The sequence below is a fragment of the Paenibacillus sp. UASWS1643 genome, from assembly GCF_008693195.1.
Taxonomy (GTDB): domain Bacteria; phylum Bacillota; class Bacilli; order Paenibacillales; family Paenibacillaceae; genus Paenibacillus; species Paenibacillus amylolyticus_B.
This window is the reverse complement of sequence record NZ_VXKZ01000087.1, coordinates 37108-57869: the sequence shown is the minus strand read 5'-3', so window position 1 is coordinate 57869 and position 20762 is coordinate 37108. Positions and strand designations below refer to the sequence as shown.

The window sequence follows — 20762 nt, the reverse complement described above, 5'->3', positions numbered from 1 at the left end:
TGCCTGCTGGCGAGCCGCCGCTCGGGCGCTGCGCCTGCCGGGCTGCTTGTGGCCCAGCGCCCACAGCGCCAGGGCCGCCTCTGGCCGGTGCTGCGCATGCGCCGCCCAGGGCTGCAAAGCCGCCCGAGCCGCGGCGTCCTCGCCCAGCTGGGCCAGCGTAAGCCCGGCGGCAAGCGGCTGCGCACGCAGCGGGGCAGCAAGTGCCGCCGCATGGCGCAACAGCCACTCCGACCGATGCGCGGCAAGCGCGGCCGGGATCAGCGCTTGCCATGCCGCAGGCGGCAAGCTTACCCGAGCGGCAACGCTGGCGATGGAATGCGGCCGCCCTGTGGCTGCGGCCAGCAACAACAGCCGCTGCCATGCAGGCAAGCTGCCGGGTTGTATGCCCAGCGCCGCTATGTACGCGGCTTCTGCCTCTGCCCAGCGGCCAGCCCGCTCATATGCCATGCCTTCCAGCGTCAGGCTGCGATAGGTCCCGGCACCAGAGACTGATGTATACCTGCTGGCTGTGGAGGCAGTTGATTTAGCCTGATTTAACCAGTCTAAGGCCACATCCTCTCTCCCTTGATCCAGTTCGAGTACAGCACCAAGCTCCAACAAATCCGGAAAATCCTCATACACGGGCGCCCATGCTTCCACTACAGCAAGTGCCCGTTCTGGACTACCAATCTCTCGCCAGGCGTAAGCCGTTTTCAGCACCAAATCCGAGTGATATCCACACTCCGGCATAAGTTTTGCCAATAATGGCTGTAACAACCGTAGTGCTTCATCATACTTCGCTTGCTGAAACCACTCGGCAGCCAGAGCATACAACAACTCCGGTTGATCTACCTCCTGATTCAATGCGGAACGTATCAACTGCATGTTGCGTGCACCTTTATTTTTGGCGGTAATCGCCTGCTCCAGATATCCGTAATGAATGACCTCAAGTCCAGAATGAAGCACACCTTGCGGAGCCAGTGCCATGATGGAAGAAGCAATCTCTTCATGAATTCTGCCCTGAAAGGCAATTCGGGGATCATTTCGGAACAATCGACATACCGCATCCGTCACACGTTCTTCACCGGACACACCCAGCAGACTCGTGACTTGTAGCCAATATCCCCATACATCGTCTCTGCTTGCCGCTAACAACTGCACGAGTTCTTCCTTCATCTGCGGAGTCTGTACCCATACTTCATCCGCATCAAGCACCAGAATCCACGGTTTCGTAGCAGCGGCCAGCGACAGATTACGGGCTTCACTGAAATCTCCGTTCCATTCCGTCCGAATTACAACGGCACCATGGAGACGCGCAATTTCGATTGTATTATCTACCGATCCGGTATCCACGATGATGATCTCATCCACAACATTCCTGACTGCATTCAAGCATCGCTGGAGTGACAGTGCTTCATCCTTCACGATCATACACAAGCTAATCCCTATACCCATATTCATCACGACCCCTCACCAACGGAGTTCAGCCCCACTCATTAGCCCGCTGATTTAAGTTCAACCCCTGGACCTGCCTAATCCCTCTCAGCTCTCAAACCCGTCCGCTCCCGGCAACTCCAGCCGAATATGCTGAACGACAGGCCAACAACGGTGCCTCTGTCCAGCTGCATGCCGAGCGAACACCTCCATATGATGATCCGCAGCACTAACCAATCCTTTCACCAACCAACTGGTTCCCACCAGCGTATCCAAAGATCCAGGGAATGGTCCCATATCTTCTCCTTTTTCCCTATCCCTATCCCTATCCCTATCCTTATCCTTATCCTTCTCGCTCCTCTTCCCTTCCTCTTTCTCCTTCTCTCCCACTCGAACGCTCTCTCCCGCCAATTGCTGTCGACACATCTGAATCAGACTATGCAGCTCTTTCCATCTCCCTGACTGTACACATCCTTCCATTATCAGTCCAAGGGCCTGCCAGCCATCATACTCTGTTCCTGCAACCGTTCCGTCCATACCGGAGTCCATGTCCTTCTTCTTTGTCGCTCTCAGACCAGCAATTCGCCCTGTCTGCACAGTAGATTCCTCATCATTAGTTACTGCTGCACCTCCCTGAGAACTACGCTTCAACCACAAGGTCAATGGATCATCTCCGTTGACTTCCTTACCCTCGATCCACTCCAAACGTTCGAGCCATCGTGCAGACGAGATCGCGAGCAGCCCTTTTTTCCGCTGCACAGGTTCCAGTTTCAGGCGCGCCTTGTTCCATCTTCCCTGTTGGATTTGGAGCATCGCCTCCGCCACAGATAAACGCTCCCTCATCTCTGCGGAGGGTTGTGAGGATACACCCAGTAACAATTGCAGAGCCGCTTCATAACAACGACTTTGCTCCAAAATGCCCAATACTTTGTGTGTAGCCTCTTCCGAACTGAGTGCAAAGCGCTCCCTCACCAGCTCTGGAATCTGATGTTCCTGCCCAGAGACTCGCATAATTCGGAATATCCGATAGAGCGGTGGTAACAGACTCGATTTGGCACGTACCGCTTCCACGTAAGCATCCACCGCACCCTCCAGATCTGCCCTTCCTTCCAACAATCGTCCTAACGTATACCACGTCTGATAGGTGCCGATACCTTCTTCCGTATGATATATGGGTGGAGGTGGTCCCATACGGACAGCTTCACGCAGCGAATATTCTGCCCGATCTGCATCACCCAATGCGTCTGCACATACCCCGCGATGGTGCATCAGATCCGTGTACTCTGGAAAGAGTTCAAGCGCAGCATCAATGCGATCCAATGCCTCCTGCCAGCGATTCAGATGCTGGAGACAACGAACTTCATATTTGTACAGCAAATGCGCGTAACTGGTCACCGCAGGATCAATCCCCATCCGAGCCACACCAAACGTCTCCAAGGCCCGCTCCGCTTCCCCCACACGCAAATACTCGACACCCAGATTATAGTGATGGAACGGCTGATCCGGTTCTTCCTCCACTGCCTGTTGCAGCAGGCGAACATTGCGGTTCACCTTATCTTTGCGCTCCACAATCGCCGTCTGATACCCATAATGATGGATGACCATGTCCGTCACATGAAAAGCCGCCTCTGGATTCCTACGGCAAATCGCCGTCGCAATCTGCTCATGAATTCGACCTTCGAACCGATGCTCCGAGGCATTACGGAAGAGACGCAAAACCGGATTCACGGTAACCCCCTGTTGACCCGTACCTGTATAGTTATGAATGTTTAAAAACAATCCGTCACATCCGCTGACCGCCGTCCAGCTCCTAATCTGCTCCCGCGCAGCCCTATCGAGTGCCTCGTCCGCATCAAGAAAAAGAATCCAGTCGCCGGAAGCGCGCTCCAGGCCAGCATTCCGTGCTGCGGCAAAATCTTCGCACCACTCAAATCGCACAACCACCGCTCCATATTGCTGCGCAATCTCCGCGCTGCGATCCGATGAACCGGTGTCCACCACAATAATTTCGTCCACCGATCCCTCGACACTGGCAAGACAATGAGGCAGTAACTCTTCCTCATCCTTCACGATCATGCATAGGGAAATTCGTTCCGCTCGCAAGCTGATTCCTCCTTTCCTTTGCATGGAAAAGCGTACGCCATGGGATGCCTTCCGTCGTTCGCAGCTTTTGTTCCAGTGCAGCATGTTGTGCCGCGAGTGACCCTGCCGACGGAGATCGAACCAATTCCTGCCGAATCGCCTCCATTGCCAATCGCATGTAACATACAGCTGCTCCAGCTCGGGCCTTCCACATATCAGGCTCCCGCTCCAGAGCCTGCTCGAACAGAGAGAGCGCTTGATCATTGTGGCCTTTGGCATACAGCGTTTCACCCAGCCAGAATAAACCTTCAGCATCCAGTTCACTCTCGGTCATGCACTGAATCAGGATGTTCGCGGCTACCTTGGTATACCCCTGACGATACAGCAGACTTGCAAACTCCCGTCGTAAAGTTATAGCCGTTCCCCAATGGTCACACATCATCATGGCCCGCAACTCATGCAGTTGCTCAGCAAGTGTAAGCTGTCCTGTCTTTATGGCTTGTCGCACAACCTTTTCTGCTACCATCTCTGAATGCGGACCCCATTGCATAAGCTTTTGTTCATGTGAAGCAGGTTTCATGCTTCGCGGCTCTTTGGTTAACTGATTCAGCAGTCGATCCATGACCTTCCAAACGTTCTTTTCTTGTGGAAGCGTAGTTGCGAGGAACGCCTCGGATAATCGTAATCCGTTGGTCCAACAAGCCAGTGCCCAATCCATTCTGTGCTCAGCCGGCAGATTTACTTCATGCACACACCCCACGCTCCAGTGTTCTTCTGCCAGTTGCAGTGCTTCGGAAACCCTATTCACACATAACATCCAATGTATTCGATCCGCAACATGGATACGAGCAGTACGAGCATCTGTATCCAGCATTTTCAATGCCTGCTCATATGCTCCACAGCCTGTTAGAACATGAATCACTTGCACCAGGTGATCCTCATTCTTCATGTCGTGTGGATGGGACATTCCACCACGAATCAAGTCACCGTGAACCGATTCCTCGATTCCTCTGCTTCTGGAAAGTAATGTTTCTGCTATGTTCTCATCGGTTTCACCGGATTGTTGCAGCACGTCTGCCAACCCGGCCCATGCCGGAGCATATGTGAACATACTGTCCAGAGCCAGCCCGTACAGATGTGCAGACTCATTCAGGAATCCCCGTTTCTGTGCAAGTCTTGCCATGGCAGTATAGGCTCTGTAACTGTCAGAACCCGCTTCCGTTACATATGACGCGTCTAACATGCCACCGCCATCACTCTGCCCAACACAGTTCGTTCTCTCCCGGCAGTCCGTTGCTCGGGCATACGATTGATATGCACGCTCCTCCAAACCTTGCTGCTCCAACGTCTCCCCATACAACAGGCGCAGATCAGCATAGGATGGATAACGCTGTCTTTCCACAGCCAGAATTGCATGCGCCTCGTCGTAATGTTCCGATCCCACAAGGGTCTTTGCAAAATCTCTAACCAGTGTTGGTCGATATGGCGCGAGCAACTCTGTCAGGTGTAATGATTCACGGAACGCTTCAATTGCCTTTTCGATCTGACCAAGCTGGCAATACGTTACTCCCAGATTGTACAGGTGAAAAGGCTGTGCAGGCTCATCTGCGAGTTCCCGCTCAATCAGCTTTAAATTACGTCTTGGTTTATGTTCCTTCGAAATCGTTGAGACCAGATATCCATCATGAACCAGACATAGTGGAGCAAGCGGTTCTGTTTCGATCAACATATGTTCCTCACCTGTAAAGGTCTCGCTCTTATCCATATCACCAGCCTCTTCCTGGACAATCTCGCTTGGGCCACTACGAACCAATTGCTCATGAATACGCCCCTTGTATCGATATCCCTGATGAGCACGGAACAGCCTCACTGGCTGAGAGATAACACTCTCTTCTACCCCCTCGCCGTATCGATTCTCTATGGTAATACGTAATCTCGAAATGCTTTTATGGACTTTAGGTAAAAAATTCAGCAGTTCTTCCAATCCCTGCGTAACGTACTCATCCGCATCCAAATACAGGACCCATTCCGTGCTTGCCAGAGGCAGGCTGATATTTCGTGCATGGGCAAAGTCGTCTTGCCAACAGGCGTGCAATACCGTTGCTCCGAATAATCTAGCGATCTCAGCCGTACGGTCGGACGACCCAGTATCGGTGATAAAACATTCCGTGCTGATATGCTTCAAGCTGTCGAGACAGCGGGGCAGGTGATGTTCTTCATTTTGCACAATCATATGAATTCCAAGTAAACGGTTCTTCAATGCAAACACCTCCAATACAAAAAAGTACATGAAGTCCACCAAAGGAACTCCATGTACCTATATGACAAATAAACGGGTTATGTGCCTTGTCCATTGAAGAACACATCAATCGTGCTTGGTGCGCCGATTAGGCTGGATCGGTAGGAAAGACGCGTGTATTTGAGAAAACGCTGCGGTACCAATACATCGACTGACCCGGACAAAATGCCCGTTACCGTCGTCACATCCGTGTACCAGTTCGTTCCGTTGGCGCTGATCTCAACAAGAGCATCTACCCGGTTTACACCCGGCCCCCGGTTATATACAAAGAAAGAATACGTGCCAAATACACTGGTCGTAACCGCCGGGAGCGCTGTGAAGGTGTTTGCGGTCGGGGTGCTTATGAGTTGGGACTCCTGAAAACTCTTCTGTGAAATGGACGTCACACTGCTAAGTGTTCCCGCGGTAATTGTAGCACCTAGCACGCTGGTGATTGTACCATTCAGCAGGTTTGTCAACGTCCCTGCAGTCACGGTTGCGCCAAGTACGCTTGTGATGGTTCCGTTCAATAAGTTTGTCAGTGTTCCTGCGGTAATCGTTGCTCCCAATACACTCGTGATCGTACCATTCAGCAAGTTCGTCAACGTACCCGCTGTTACAGTTGCACCGAGTACACTAGTAATGGTTCCGTTCAACAGGTTCGTCAGTGTTCCGGCTGTAATTGTCGCTCCGAGTATACCTGTGATGGTACCCGCTGTAATCGTTGCTCCAAGCACACTGGTGATCGTTCCAGCGGTAATCGTCGCTCCCAATACACTTGTGATTGTACCATTCAGCAAGTTGGTCAGCGTTCCTGCGGTCACCGTGGCTCCGAGCACACTCGTGATCGTTCCGGCGGTAATCGTTGCTCCCAATACACTCGTAATCGTACCATTCAACAGGTTCGTCAACGTTCCTGCGGTCACCGTGGCTCCGAGCACACTCGTGATTGTACCATTCAGCAAGTTCGTTAGTGTTCCGGCTGTTACGGTTGCGCCGAGCACACTGGTGATCGTTCCCGCCGTGATCGTTGCTCCCAATACACTTGTGATCGTACCATTTAGCAAGTTCGTTAATGTACCCGCTGTAACTGTGGCTCCAAGCACGCTGTTGATCGTACCTGCCGTGATCGTCGCTCCAAGTACACTCGTGATGGTTCCGTTTAGAATGTTGGTAATCGTTCCGGCGTTAATTGTAACCGTGGTCAGACCTGAGATGTTACTGATGGTTCCGTCCAAAATAATACCAACCACGTTCCCGCTCGTATCCGTTCTGACAGGCTGGGCTGTGCCTGTACTATCCTGGCCAAAAATCAACGTTCTCAGATTATCCGGATTCGTATTAAACGTTGTAAAGTTAGGCATGTGCCTCGTCCTCCTCCCTGGTCAAATCTGTGAGATCATACTCCCTTACGGCATACGCTGTGCCTGAAAGTAAACATCGAGCCGGGTCGGTTGATCCGGTTCAACGGATCGAATTGCAAGCCGGGTATAGTGTAAAAATCGCAATGGTACCAGCGCTTTGGTCTGGCCTCCCGCGACCACCTCCTGGCTGTCCACAGCATAATCCACGGCATTTGGGCTGATCTGGATCTGTACAAGAGCCGGATGTTTTCCCCGATTCACAACGCCATAGGTATACATGCTGAGTGATGAGGTGTCTTGTGCCGGGAGTGAATCCATGCTGCTACTGGTTTCGGCTCCGATATACGTATGCTCTGTAAAACAATGAATAGCACCAGGGAGTTTCGTACGTGAGGAAACACCCTGCTTGAACCGGGGACGAGTAATCCGGGAACAAGGGGGTTTCAGCAATTTAGCGCGGCAGGAATGACGGGAGCGGCGGCGACTGACATATTTAGTTGGTTGCTTTGTTCTCTTCTTGCTTTGCTTTGCTGTTCGACTCATCTCGATTTCCCCTTAAAAAATGTGCTTACGCATCGTATGCCCGGATTGGATATACGGGCACGGCAACCGCCGTTATTTCCAGATATACGGCTCAGTCCCCAATCCATTTTGCTTCTTTTCACATACACTGCAAGTACAATGAAATGCGAATCAACCGGAATGTTGCTCAAATGAACTGGTCTATGGGAGGTGGATGAGATGACCAACTATAATGTATTCAACCAATCCAATCGTCCCCTGTTTACTCAACTGACCAATACCTTCTCAGCCCCGGGCATTGAAGCGTCACCAGACAGCGGAGCAGCTGCTGCAGGCAGTTTTTTTGCCCTGACGACCAACAATACCTCGATTCCTTCCAACCAGAATCTTCTTCTACAGATCTCGAATGCGGCCGGCAGCGGCCGAACAATACGCATATCCAGCCTCACAGGAGGCACAACAGCGGCAGCTACTCTTGTTATCTATTCAGGAGGAACCGTGACTGTTGGTAGCACACCAGTACCCGTCAATACGTTACTTGGAAATACCAACGCCAGTGTAGTTACCACAAGACAAAATACAGGTACCCTGGGGGGAGCCTTCACGAGCATTGCAAGTATTCCGCTCACCGCAGGAATGTATTCACTGGATCTGAATGGCTCCATTATTGTTCCACCGGGACAAACATTATCCATTAGCGTAGGTACGGGGAGCCAGACCGCAGCCATTAATCTGTTCTGGTGGGAATTCTGAGTTTGATCCTGATAAAAGGAGGTGCACACTGTGCCGAATAATAATGTATTCAACCCATTAAGCCAGCCCGTCTATACGTCCAACACCAACACGTATATTTCTCCTGGCATTGTTGCACCTCCGGAGAATAATGCTGGCAGTACAGGCAATCTGTACAATGCAGGTTCCACCAACTCTACAACACTGGGGTTGCTGGGAGGAACGGTTATTGCCACCGTACAATTGGCCAATCCCGCAGGGAGCGGGAAAACCCTATACGTATCGCGGCTCTCCGGCGGAATTACGGTCTCACTTAATCTGTTATCTTCCTTCAGCGGTTCCATGAGTCTGAGCGCTAATGGAACACTGACATCGCCCACCACACTAACATCGGTCAACAGCAACCTTTCCAGCAGCAATACCAGCGTAGCCACGGTACGGTTCTCTGCTGCTGCACCTTCAGGAGCGACCCCATTGATGGCTATGCCCCTTCAAGCAGGGCCGTTTCTATCCAATGAATTTGGCCGTTACGTGGTTCCTCCGGGTCAAGCCATTAACCTCTCTGTCAGCGGATCACTTTCGGTTGGTGGACTGATGGCCTCTACTGCTTATTTTGCTTGGTGGGAAGTGTGATTCGCTTAATCGTGCTTAATAATGCAATGTGCAAACAGCCGCCTTCGGATGAGTACCGAAAGCGGCTGTTCGTTATATTGTAGATATAATGATGATTAAAATGTCCGGGCAAAGGCTGTCAGACCGATTCCTGCGGAATGGTCTCTTTTGCTTCAGACACGAGAGGCTGCTTCCCTTCCCACAAGATTCGTTGCAGCAGTATGCCGGCAAAACCAATTACCAGCGTAGCGAGACCGATATATTGGAAGGTGGGGCTCGGCCCTACAACTCGAATGAGCGCTCCACCTGCAAGTGGAGCTACGACCAGTACAACACTGGATAGTGAATTTTGAATGCCAAAGACGCGCCCTACATAGGCAGGAGGGGTTTCCTTTTGCAGCAAATAATTCAGTGTTACCATAAAGAGTCCATTGCCCAGCCCAATGCAGAGGCCCCAGATAATGACCCAAATTTCAGGTGTTTGTGGGCCAATCCACCCCAGCGCAGCGATTCCGGCACCCACGAACAGATATCCTCCACCCAGTCCCAACCCATACCCAATTCTCGGCAAGCGATTTAACAACAAAATGATGACGACTGCCCCGGCTCCTGCCGACGACCCCAACCAGCCGAGCAGTGATTCATTACCTGGCTTGATCTCCCGAAACAGGGTCGTAAACTGATAATCAATCATGAGAATGGCCATGAGCCCAAAACAGCCGAACAGAATCGTACTCAGCACGGTGCGACTGCTCCGTATAAAACGCCAGCCTTGCTTCCACTGGGAGAACAAAGATTCCGATCCATCCTTTTCATTAGTAGCACTTCCGTCTGATTCAACGGACTCCGACTTCTCCACCAAACGCCGCAAGGGCCATAATACCGCACCTGACAACAGGCGGGTACAGGCATTAATGACAATACAGATTTGTGGTAAAAAGAAGGCCAAAATGACTGCACCCAGAAGTGGTCCCGCTACTTTCGAACACTGGCTCACAAAACCGTTTAGGGACGATGCCTGAAACAGATGCTCCTCTGCCACCACCTGACGGGTTAACGCCTGCTGAGCTGGAACGTGGAACACTCCCATCATGGCACGCAGAGCGAGCAGTGGAAGCAACCATGCCGGGCTTGGTGCGAATAAAATAGCAACGGTTAATCCCACGGTGATTACATCACACAAAATCATGATTTTCACTTTGTGCAATCGATCAGCCAGAGCACCTGCAAAGGAGCCAAGCAGTATACCCGGGACAGCCATACATACAGGAATAAGTGCAATGATCAGCGGATCAGCACCCCAACGGTAGGCCACCATCACCTGGATGGCAAGTGCATCGAACCAATCTCCAAACGTAGCCAGCGAGTATGCGATAAACATGCGGACAAACCGGAGGTTAGTCCATAAGCTTTTGGAAGATTGCGCAGATGAGGCTTGCGATTCGGTGGATTCATTGGATGTGGATTCATTAGAAATGACGGTCATACATGTACTTCCTCCCTTGATTACAGCCGTTAGCGGTCTGTCTGTTCCTTGGCTGTAATCATAAAGAAGTTATATCAGAGGAAGATCAGAGGATGGGGAGGTAGGGGATAAAAAGTTACGTATTTCATCTACAATTTGATGTCCATATGCGGGAACACCGTAACTTTTGCCGATCTCAGCATACACTTGACGATACTTACTCCGAAGTCTGCCTTCAATTCGATGATGACCCAGGAATAGGAGAATCTGATATGCAGCATTCAGATATAGCGGTGCGTTCAGCGACATTTTCAATACATCCAGACCGTCATCCATTCTTAACTCTGCCTCACGAATCCGTCCCTGCCGAAGTAACCATAATCCTTCCATCACCTGAAAACGTCCGATCTCTCGCAGATAGGGCGCATCCTTTAATCCTGACCGCAGAACTGCCATCTGGGCCTCAACAGCTTCACCGCTACCACCCCACAGTTCCACATACAACGCTGCAAGTGCTACAGGCAGTCTGAAATTCTTGAGCTCGTCAGTCTCTATTACACGATACGTTTCCTCCAGTTGTGCTTTGGCCCGTTGATATTGGCCCACCTCTACATAGACTTCAATGATGTTCAGAATGCGGAGTTCGCGAAGCTGATCGGCAGACAATGCCGATGAATTCAGCGCCTGTTCATACAACTGAATACTATCCGCTGGCTCAATCAGGGGGTGCACGAAAATTAGTAGCCAGTATAGTCGCTCCTCAAAGGGAATTTCCTTTGTTGTAATCAGCCATTCCAGATCTCCCTGTATAAAACGGATATACAACTGATAATAAGGGGCGATCTGAATGCCGAGTGCTTCCTGCTGTTGAACCAGGGTCTGTATGGCATTTCCCTGCCCAAACAAGTGATATTTACGAAGTAATCCGTGAATGACTTCCTGCATTTCTGGGTCCTGAGCAGAAGGGCTAGCGGGTAGAGCGGACTTGTTCTCATGCACAGCAAGCCGATATCCGTAGCCCCGTACTGTATCCAGACGGATCTCATCCCAGCGTTTCAGCTTCTTGCGCAGGCGATAGATATGATCGTCCACGGTGCGTTCAACCGGATATTCCAGTGGCCATACCCGATCCAGCAGTTGGCTGCGGGTGAAGGCTTTTTCCTTGTTTTCATACAGGAAATGCAGCAGTGCAAATTCCTTGGCGAGTAGACGAATGGATTCCGTTCGCCGTGTTACCGTATATGTCCCTTCATCCAATTGCAAAGACATGCCTGGTTCCTCCTACTATGTATAATTCGCTAATCCGAAATCGTATAGATTCATTCCATTTTTTCAACGTGTTCAACATACCATAAAAACCCTTTGCGAGAACGCAAAAGGTTTTTATCGTCTATCTTATAGATAGCTAGATTGTAGACGCTACGTATATTGTATTACCTTGCCTTAACCCAGCACGACACGATCGTCCGCCATTTTTTTGCCGCTAATCCGTTCGAATTCACCAAGCAACTCAGGTACAGTCAACGTACGCTTGCGCTCTTCGCTGACATCCAGAATAATTCGGCCTTTGTCCATCATGATCAGACGGTTACCCAGACGAATGGCCTGCTCCATATTGTGCGTCACCATCAATGTAGTCAGTCTCATCTCACGCACAAGTGTCTCCGTTAGTTCCGTGATCAGTTCAGCACGTGAAGGGTCAAGTGCGGCCGTATGCTCATCCAGCAGTAGAATCTGTGGTTGGGTAAAGGTCGCCATCAATAGACTAAGTGCCTGCCGCTCCCCACCTGACAAGAGACCGACTTTCGCGTTAGGCCGCTTTTCCAGTCCGATTCCCAGCTTCTCCAATTGCGTGTTGAAAATCTCACGTCTGGCACGGGTAACTCCGAAGCCCAGTCCGCGTCCTTTTCCACGTTTGTATGCCATTGCCATATTTTCTTCAATGGACATATGTGGTGCTGTTCCTGCCATTGGGTCCTGAAACACCCGGCCAATCCAGCTGCTACGCTTATGCTCCGGCAGGTTTTTAATGGAGCGGTCATTGATTAGTACATCGCCCATATCCGGCTTCATCACACCCGAAATGATGTTCATCAGCGTGGATTTACCGGCTCCGTTACTGCCAATCACCGTCACAAAATCTCCCGGATTCATCGTCAGATTCACGCCAACCAGCGCGGTCTTCTCGTCCGTTGTGCCTGGGTTGAACAGCTTGGTTACTTGCGTAATCTCCAGCATGCTCACATACCTCCCTTCGCCTGATGACCCCCGGATCGCATTAACTCTTCCGTTCGTTTGCGAGCCAGACTGCGCTGCTTCATGGAGCGCTGCATCGTTGGGAATACAAGAGCAATAATGACAATCACCGCGGTGATCAACTTCAGATCAGATGTATCAAACCATTCGACCTGTAGGGCAAGCGCAACCACAATTCGATAAATGATTGAACCAACGATCGCTGCAAGTGTAGCCCAGAATACCGTTCTTGCTCCAAGAATGGCCTCACCGATAATCACTGAAGCCAGTCCGATGACGATCATACCAATACCCATTGTGATGTCCGCAAAGCCGGATTGCTGTGCAATGAATGCACCAGACAGGGCAACCAATCCATTGGATAAGCTGACACCTACAATCGTAGTCACATCCGTATTTGCACCAAAGCTGCGAATCATGCGTTTGTTATCACCTGTCGCGCGGAGTGCCAGTCCAACATCTGTTTTCATGAACAGATCGAGCATGATTTTAAACACCAGCACCACGATGATAATTAGTACCATGACATGCTCACCTGAGAATGGATTATCCATACCCATAATGGATTTATTCGGTGCGCCAAGAATACGCATATTAATGGAGTAGAGCGCGATCATCATCAAGATCCCGGATAACAATCCATTAATCTTGCCTTTGGTATGAAGCAGGCCCGTACAAGCTCCGGCTACCATACCGCCAGCCATTGCCGCCAGACAGGCGAGCCAAGGAGAAAAGTCATTGGAGATCATCACCGCCGCGATTGCGCCCCCTGTTGTAAAACTTCCGTCTACGGTAAGGTCAGGAAAATCGAGTATGCGAAACGTAATATATACACCAAGTGCCATCAGTGCATATAAAAGCCCCAGCTCGATCGCCCCTTCAATTGAATTCCAGCTTATACTCACACTACTTCCTCCCTGTCTATCGAAAAGAATGAGGCGAACCCGTTGCATGTTCGCCTCGCATCCATACTGCCGGATTACACTCCGGTCAGATTATTGAATCAATCTCATAACTTATGAATTGATTCTATTGAATAATGTTGTTTTCCTGGTCTTTTACTTCCGCTTTCATCTCATCCGTAACCGTGATACCTTGGGCTTCAGCCGCTTTCAGGTTCAGGATCAGATCCAGTTTGTCCGGAACGGTGACTTTCATATCACCAGGTTTTGTACCATTTTTCAGAATGTCCGCAGCCATCTCACCCACCTGATATCCATGATCATAATATTTGAAGCCTACCGTTGCAAAAGCTCCTTTTTCAACGGTATCCCGATCACTGGAGAAGAACGGAATTTTATTACTGTTCGCCGTTTGAATGATCGTATCAACCGCACTCACGACAGAGTTATCGAGTGTAATGTAGAAGGCATCTACTTTGCCAACCAGAGAATCCGTTGCCTGTTTTACTTCAGATGTATTCGTAACGGGTGCTTTCACCAGCTTAATATTATGTGTTGCGAGTGCTTTTTCTGCATTATCTGCCATAACCACCGCATTTGGTTCACCTTCGTTAATGACCAAGCCTACCGTTTTCACATCCGGCAAATTTTTAGCGATAAAGTCAGCCAATTGTACGATAGCCTCCGGATTCGTGTCGGATGCACCTGTAACATTGCCGCCCGGCTTGTCCATATCGGTCACCAGTTTGGCACCCAACGGGTCCGTTACCGCTGCGAACAGCAATGGCTTGTCCTTCACTTGTTGAGCCAGCGCCAGCGCAGATGGTGTTGCGATGCCGAGTACAAGATCATTTTTGGAATCACCCGAGATTTTCTGTGCAATGGACAGGTTGTTCGTCGAATCACCTTGCGCGTTATTGTAATCGATTTTGAGGTTCTTGTTCTCTTCAATGCCCGCTTCCTTCAGGGCTGCAATGAATCCTTCACGTGTAGCATCCAGAGATGGATGTTCAACAATCTGCGAGATGGCAATCTGGTATGATTTTTCCTCGCTTCCTCCACCTGTTGTAGTCCCTGATCCTTCGGATTCCGAGCCTGTACCGCTGTTATTTCCACAACCTGCTGCAACGATCATTGAAGCAACCATCATCAGTGACATCCAAAATTTCTTTTTCATGTGTGAGAACCCCTCTCCATCTTATAAAATTTGGTTACCCTTATCGCTATTCCATTGACACGATAGGGTGGGACAAAACAAACGCTTCAACGCATTGTTGCTTTGATCGACAAAAGCAGACAAATATAGACTTTTGTCATGCGACTGAAGTCCATGGCCCGTGTTGGTGTTTTATTGTTCCCCTAATATTAAGGGGCGTCCCGATATCCGTCAATGGTTGAACCGCTTCCAATTTACTTTCATCGCATGAGTGTGATAGAAAACATTACATAACAGAAAAAAGCAACTCGCAAGTTATGCAAGTTGCCTAGTATAGATAGCTTATTTTTCTTCCTAAACCAGTTAATTCCCCGACGCTTCGCGAATCTCATACTTGCACCTTTTGCCGCCATCGGCGTAACATTCGGTACGCTCTACCTCAGCTTGAAGCAGCGAGCGAAACAGTTCCAGTTCACAGCGGCAAGCCTGCTTGTATACACTCGCGACTTGTACAATCGGGCAGTTCATTTCCGTAATGACGTAGGTTCCATCTTCTTCTCTGGACGCATCCGCCATATATCCGTTGGCATTCTGAATTCGCGCGAGTTCCTCCACTCGTCCGGCCAGATCTTGGCCCTCCATCTGGGGCAATCCGCTGCGAAGCAGCTTGTCCCGACGACTCTCGAACAATGCGTCCACCACACCGTTCCCGGCTGAGTCAGACAATTCTTCAAGCAGTTCCAGCGTAAGGGACGAATATGATTTTGGAAAAAAGCTGTCCCCGCGTACCGTCAGTTGGTACACCGAGGACGGACGTCCGGCCGTAGCCCGGGCCTCCCGAACCTCGATCCAGCCGTCCTGCTCCAGTGCCGTCAGATGACGGCGAATGGCCATGCCGGTCAGACCCAGATCAGCTGTCATTTCCCTCGCGGTCAATGTACCTTGCTGCTTCAGCATGAACAAAATCCGTTCACGCGTCGTTCGTTCCTCTTCGCGCTTCACGATCAGCACCTGCTCTCCTGCTTATGCGTGTACCGGTGCTGCCTCCCGGCAGGCATCCGAGCAAAAGCGGTTATGCGTCTCTTCGCAATCCTCACAGCTTACGTGCTGCAGGTTGCAGGTTGGACAATTAATATATCGGTCATGTGTCGTTCCACAGTGATAACAGCTGGCAATGACAATATCCTCTTCTGTCCGGTTAATCGGTACAGAGATCCGCTCGTCAAACACGTAACACTTGCCATCGAACAGATGGCCTTGTACTTCAGGGTCTTTACCGTACGTGACAATACCGCCGTCCAGTTGAGCCACGTCCTGGAATCCTTCATTGATCATGAACCCGGTCAGCTTCTCGCAGCGAATGCCGCCAGTGCAATACGTAATGATCGTTTTGTCCTTCATGTCACCCAGGTTCTCCCGAATCCACTCCGGAAACTCACGGAACGACTCAACATCTGGACGGATGGCCCCGCGGAAATGGCCAATTTCGTATTCGTAATCATTGCGACCATCAATAACGATGACATCATCACGTTGCAGATGTTCATGGAACTCTTTCGGTGAAAGGCGTTTGCCGCTGATCACATTCGGATCAAGATCTTCATCCACGCGGAACGTAACCAGCTCTGCTTTGTGACGAACAAAGATTTTTTTGAACGCATGCTCTTCCACATCATCAATCTTGAACACCATATCGCTGAACAGCGGGTTGGCATGCATGTCTTTCATATACTGTTCCGTCTGTTCAGGAGTTCCGGATACCGTACCGTTAATGCCTTCGGATGCGATCAGAATACGGCCTTTCACACCGAGGTCCTTACAGTATTGCAGATGCTCTTGTGTAAACGTCTCAGGGTCTTCAATCTTCACGAACTTATAATATAAAAGCACGCGATACGCGCTGTTACACATGTATATCACCTGTTCCTATTCCATGTTGTTATGAGCCGGATCATCCGGCAAGACGACTACGTTGCACCCTTACTGTTAAAAAGAAAATAAACAGCCGCCCGAAACATCGTCTCGAACTGCTGCCTGACATTCGACTTTTATTCCTGCATTCTAGTTTATCGGAAGCGGAATAGCTTAGTCAATATAAATGTATAGAAAGGGATGAAAGATATGGAACATTTCAACCATAAATGATTTGTCTCTGGAAAATCCAAAAAAATATTTCGAATTTGAACTAAAATCGTATTCATTTTTGCTTTCATATCCATTAAACTATGCTCATCATTATATGACTTCCCCCTGTGATTTAGAAAGATAAGGTGGATCAGGAATAAGCATAACGTAACATATTTAAATGAAAAATGGGGATGAGATCGTGAGTTTAACACTATTCAGGAAAGTAAGCATCATATGGTTGGTATTCCTGATCGGACTAAGTGGTCTCTGGAATAATATCAGCATAGTACAACAAGCGCATGCCGCAGCCGCAGATCCCTACCTTGGTGAGATCAGATTATTCCCTTACAGCGCGGTGCCCACAGGATGGATGCCTGCCAGAGGACAGACGCTCTCTATAAGCCAAAATTCAAAACTCTTCTCGCTGCTAGGCATTAAGTATGGCGGGGACGGCACATCAACATTTGCCTTACCTAACCTTACCCATGCTGCACCAGAAGGGATGGGCTATTACATAGCTATGGATGGTATATTCCCTTCCCGAGACCCAGATGGTTTATATACCCGAAATGCTGTGTTAGGCGAGGTTCGCCTATTTCCATATTTCTTCTCTCCCACGGGTTGGTTAACTGCTGAAGGGCAGAGCCTTAATACCTCCGTATATTCGGATCTATATAAAATGATTGGTACAACCTACGGATCAGACAAATCGGATGAATTCAAGTTGCCTAACCTCCCAGAGATGAATGGTGTACATTATGCTATATTTACGAACCCAGCTAACCATGCCGAGAATGGTACAGGTAACGAGTACATTGGTGAGATCATTCCCATGCTCGTTAATCTTTCGACGAACAATTGGATATTAGCGAATGGTACGACACTCCCCACCAACGGTAATCAGCCCCTGTTTAGTCTGTTGAGCACCAGGTTTGGGGGCGATGGTCAGGTGAACTTTAAAGTACCTAATTTGAACAGCAGCCAATCCGACTTGGTTTATTATGTTGCTAACGCAGGAGCGTTCCCCAACTTGGACGGTGGGCAGCTTCCGGAAGCAATCGAAGACACCTATACCACGAATCAAAACTCCACTTTAGCTGAGTCTGCACCAGGCGTGCTTTCCAATGATAGCGACGGTTCTACTACTATTTTGAAAAGTGGGCCGATGAACGGAACATTGGTAATGAATGCTAACGGGGCATTTACTTATACTCCGAACCCCAATTATGTGGGAAGTGACAGCTTTACCTATAGTGCCAGCAATCCATGGGGTACAAGTATTCCGGTGTCAGTGACCATAACGATTGAGCAAACCACTCCTCCTATAGTCAACGGCATATCTGACGGTGGAATATATAATCAAACGGTAACACCTGCATTTAATAGTGGTACCGCATTTCTGAATGGCGCTGCATTCCCGAGTGGCACTCCAGTTACGGCTGACGGGGTTTATACATTGGTGGTAACCAACAGTATTGGCAGTACAACTTTGAATTTTGCCATTGATACGGTAGCTCCCGTTGTATCGGGTGTCACCGATAATGGAAAATACAATGAAAGCCCAACAATCACTTTTAATGAAGGAACAGCCACTCTGAACGGTTCACCCTTCAGCAGCGGAGAAACGCTTCAATCTGAAGGAGAATATGCACTGATTGTTACCGATAGTGCGGGCAATACCACAACCTTACATTTCAGCTTTTATACGCCGCGAACGATCAACTTTAACAGTAACGGCGGTTCTGAAGTAAACGAACAAAAGGTGTCTTACGGTGACAAGGTGATTGTTCCAGCAGTCCCAACTAAAGCAGGATACACCTTTGCTGGATGGTATACCGATTCAGGTCTGAGTCAGGCTTTTGATTTCGGCAATACCACCGTTACCGCTGATATCACTCTGTATGCGAAATGGACGGTTAACTCCTATACTGTTAATTTCGATCCTAATGGTGGTTCATTCGTTGCTGATCAGACGGTCCCATATGGTGAGTTGGTGACAGCTCCTGACGTTCCAACCAAAGCAGGGCACACCTTCGGTGGATGGTATACCGATTCAGGATTGAGTCAGGCTTTCGATGTTGACAATACAACTGTAACCAACGATATCACTCTGTATGCAAAATGGACGGTCAACTCCTATACCATTCACTTCGCATCTAACGGTGGTTCAGTCGTTGCTGATCAGTCTATTCAACATGGTGACTTGGCGACTGCACCTGACATTCCAACCAAAGCAGGACACACTTTCGGTGGATGGTATACCGATTCAGGATTGAGTCAGGCTTTTGATTTCGACACTACCGCCGTAACCAATGATCTCACTTTATATGCGAAATGGACGGTCAACTCCTATACCGTTAACTTCGAAACTAATGGTGGGTCAGTCGTTCCTGATCAGACAGTCACGTATGGTGAGTTGGCGGCAGCTCCTGACGTTCCAACCAAAGCAGGACACACTTTCGCAGGCTGGTATACTGAGCCTGAATGGAGTACGCCATTTGACCTGAATACTAGATCGATTGTTCAGGACACCACATTGTATGCAAAATGGGCACCAAACACATATAAGGTAACGTTCAATACACTTGGAGGATCAGCAGTATCCAATGCAGCTGTTGAATACGGAAAGAAACTTTCAGCACCTGCTTCGCCAAGCCGTTCCGGCTATACATTTGCAGGCTGGTACGCAGACCCCGAGTTGAAGACTCCATTCAACTTTGCTCAAACAGAGATTACAGCCGATTTGATCTTATATGCCAAATGGAGTGTTAATTCCACGCCACCAGCAGGTGGTAATGATGGTAACAGCAGCGGCGGAGGCTCTGGTAACCAGAATAACAACGGGTCGAGCGTTACCCCTTCGCCGCCTAATACCATAACCCATTCGTCCACGAATGGACGTTTAACACTTGCTGCGGGGCAGGCTGGGAAGGTGAGTTTGGGTGATGGCATCACTGTAACCATCCCGGCTGGAGCAACTAATCAAGAAATGAAGATCACGATTGACCAGATTACAGATTCTTCGGACTTGCTAACTAATCAGACTAAACTAATCAGCCCGGTATATGAGTTACTTAAGAATGTTCAACAGAACTTCACTAAATACGTAACCTTGAATCTGGCATTTGATACATCAAGCTTGCCAACCAATCAACAGGCTGGGCTATTCTACTTTGATGAACAAAACAAGTTGTGGATCTCTGCGGGAGAAGCTTCAATTCATGACAATCAAGTCAACGTAGACGTAGACCATTTCACCAAATTTGCTGTTTTTTCGGTTGAACAACCCAAGGCTCCAGCAGAGATTGCATTTAGCGATGTCAACGGGCACTGGGCGGAAGATTTCATTCAGGAAGCCGTCCGTGAAGGTATCGTAAGTGGATTCTCCGATGGGTCATTCAAGCCTAATGCATCCGTTACGCGTGCTGAATTTACGGTGATGCTAATGAATGCACTGCAAACAGAATACACAGAAGCCGCAATATCTTTTACCGATCATGCAAAAATAGGAGCTTGGGCACAGTCTGCTGTAGCTCGTGCAGTGAAAGCAGGATTTATTCAGGGGGACACTGAGGGGGCTTTCCGCCCAAATGACGCTGTAACCCGTGCCGAGATGGCTGTCATGGTAGCCGATGCGTTTCAATTAAAAGCGATAACTGGCACAAGCTCAACCTTTGCTGACGACGCACAGATTCCGCTTTGGGCCAAAGCAGCTGTCGCTGGCATGCAAAAAGCCGGGATGCTGAACGGTAAAGGGCTGAATACCTTTGCTCCAAGTGATAAAACTACGCGTGCAGAAGCGGTCAAATTACTGTTGAACACAAAGAATTAGTGCATATCTAAAAGCCTGTTC

Annotated in this window: 15 protein-coding genes; 3 read left to right on the top strand and 12 right to left on the bottom strand. The window is 49.4% G+C overall.

Annotated features, from left to right (window positions below; all coding sequences use genetic code 11):
• The 5 genes from FE296_RS02055 to FE296_RS02035 form a co-directional block, all read right to left on the bottom strand.
• A partial coding sequence (locus FE296_RS02055) for a glycosyltransferase family 2 protein (protein ID WP_150364138.1) occupies positions 1–1440 on the bottom strand: 1440 nt, incomplete at its 3' end.
• An 81-nt stretch (positions 1441–1521) separates the two neighbouring features.
• The gene (locus tag FE296_RS02050) at positions 1522–3516 is read right to left on the bottom strand and encodes a tetratricopeptide repeat-containing glycosyltransferase family 2 protein (RefSeq protein WP_190944994.1); all 1995 of its coding nucleotides are present in this window, start codon (positions 3514–3516) and stop codon (positions 1522–1524) included.
• A complete protein-coding gene (locus FE296_RS02045; protein WP_190944992.1) occupies positions 3473–5755 on the bottom strand; it encodes a glycosyltransferase in 2283 nt (760 codons plus the stop codon). The genes FE296_RS02050 and FE296_RS02045 overlap by 44 nt, the downstream gene beginning before the upstream one ends.
• A 77-nt stretch (positions 5756–5832) precedes the next feature.
• On the bottom strand, positions 5833–7137 hold the full coding sequence (locus FE296_RS02040) for a DUF6385 domain-containing protein (protein ID WP_223868741.1): 1305 nt from the start codon (positions 7135–7137) through the stop codon (positions 5833–5835).
• 45 nt (positions 7138–7182) lie between these two features.
• On the bottom strand, positions 7183–7680 hold the full coding sequence (locus FE296_RS02035) for a DUF6385 domain-containing protein (protein ID WP_124116685.1): 498 nt from the start codon (positions 7678–7680) through the stop codon (positions 7183–7185).
• 198 nt (positions 7681–7878) lie between these two features.
• Here FE296_RS02035 and FE296_RS02030 point away from each other — a divergent pair, with 198 nt between their 5' ends.
• Together FE296_RS02030 and FE296_RS02025 are read left to right on the top strand one after the other, a co-directional pair.
• Positions 7879–8412 (top strand): hypothetical protein, encoded by a 534-nt coding sequence (locus tag FE296_RS02030; protein WP_150364135.1) that lies wholly within the window; start codon positions 7879–7881, stop codon positions 8410–8412.
• A gap of 30 nt (positions 8413–8442) precedes the next feature.
• The gene (locus FE296_RS02025; protein ID WP_124116687.1) at positions 8443–9024 is read left to right on the top strand and encodes a hypothetical protein; all 582 of its coding nucleotides are present in this window, start codon (positions 8443–8445) and stop codon (positions 9022–9024) included.
• Positions 9025–9142: 118 nt separating this feature from the next.
• On the opposite strand, the gene FE296_RS02020 is transcribed toward FE296_RS02025, so the two are convergent.
• The 7 genes from FE296_RS02020 to trhO form a co-directional block, all read right to left on the bottom strand.
• Positions 9143–10489: an MFS transporter gene (locus tag FE296_RS02020; protein WP_150364134.1), complete on the bottom strand. Its 1347-nt coding sequence runs from the start codon at positions 10487–10489 to the stop codon at positions 9143–9145.
• A gap of 69 nt (positions 10490–10558) precedes the next feature.
• Positions 10559–11737, bottom strand: a complete 1179-nt coding sequence (locus FE296_RS02015) for a winged helix-turn-helix domain-containing protein (RefSeq protein WP_150364133.1) — start codon at positions 11735–11737, stop codon at positions 10559–10561.
• A 174-nt stretch (positions 11738–11911) separates the two neighbouring features.
• Complete coding sequence (locus FE296_RS02010) at positions 11912–12706, bottom strand: ABC transporter ATP-binding protein (RefSeq protein ID WP_036606660.1); 795 nt, start codon at positions 12704–12706, stop codon at positions 11912–11914.
• A 2-nt stretch (positions 12707–12708) separates the two neighbouring features.
• Positions 12709–13569: an ABC transporter permease gene (locus FE296_RS02005; RefSeq protein ID WP_051154091.1), complete on the bottom strand. Its 861-nt coding sequence runs from the start codon at positions 13567–13569 to the stop codon at positions 12709–12711.
• Between the two features lie 184 nt (positions 13570–13753).
• Entirely contained in the window at positions 13754–14803 is a 1050-nt protein-coding gene (locus FE296_RS02000; protein ID WP_047840843.1) for an ABC transporter substrate-binding protein, read from the bottom strand.
• 342 nt (positions 14804–15145) lie between these two features.
• Entirely contained in the window at positions 15146–15793 is a 648-nt protein-coding gene (locus FE296_RS01995) for a helix-turn-helix transcriptional regulator (protein ID WP_124116690.1), read from the bottom strand.
• 12 nt (positions 15794–15805) lie between these two features.
• Complete coding sequence (gene trhO, locus FE296_RS01990) at positions 15806–16693, bottom strand: oxygen-dependent tRNA uridine(34) hydroxylase TrhO (protein WP_124116691.1); 888 nt, start codon at positions 16691–16693, stop codon at positions 15806–15808.
• A gap of 415 nt (positions 16694–17108) precedes the next feature.
• Between trhO and FE296_RS01985 the strand changes: the two genes are divergently transcribed.
• Entirely contained in the window at positions 17109–20741 is a 3633-nt protein-coding gene (locus FE296_RS01985; RefSeq protein ID WP_190944990.1) for an InlB B-repeat-containing protein, read from the top strand.
• Positions 20742–20762 lie beyond the last annotated feature (21 nt).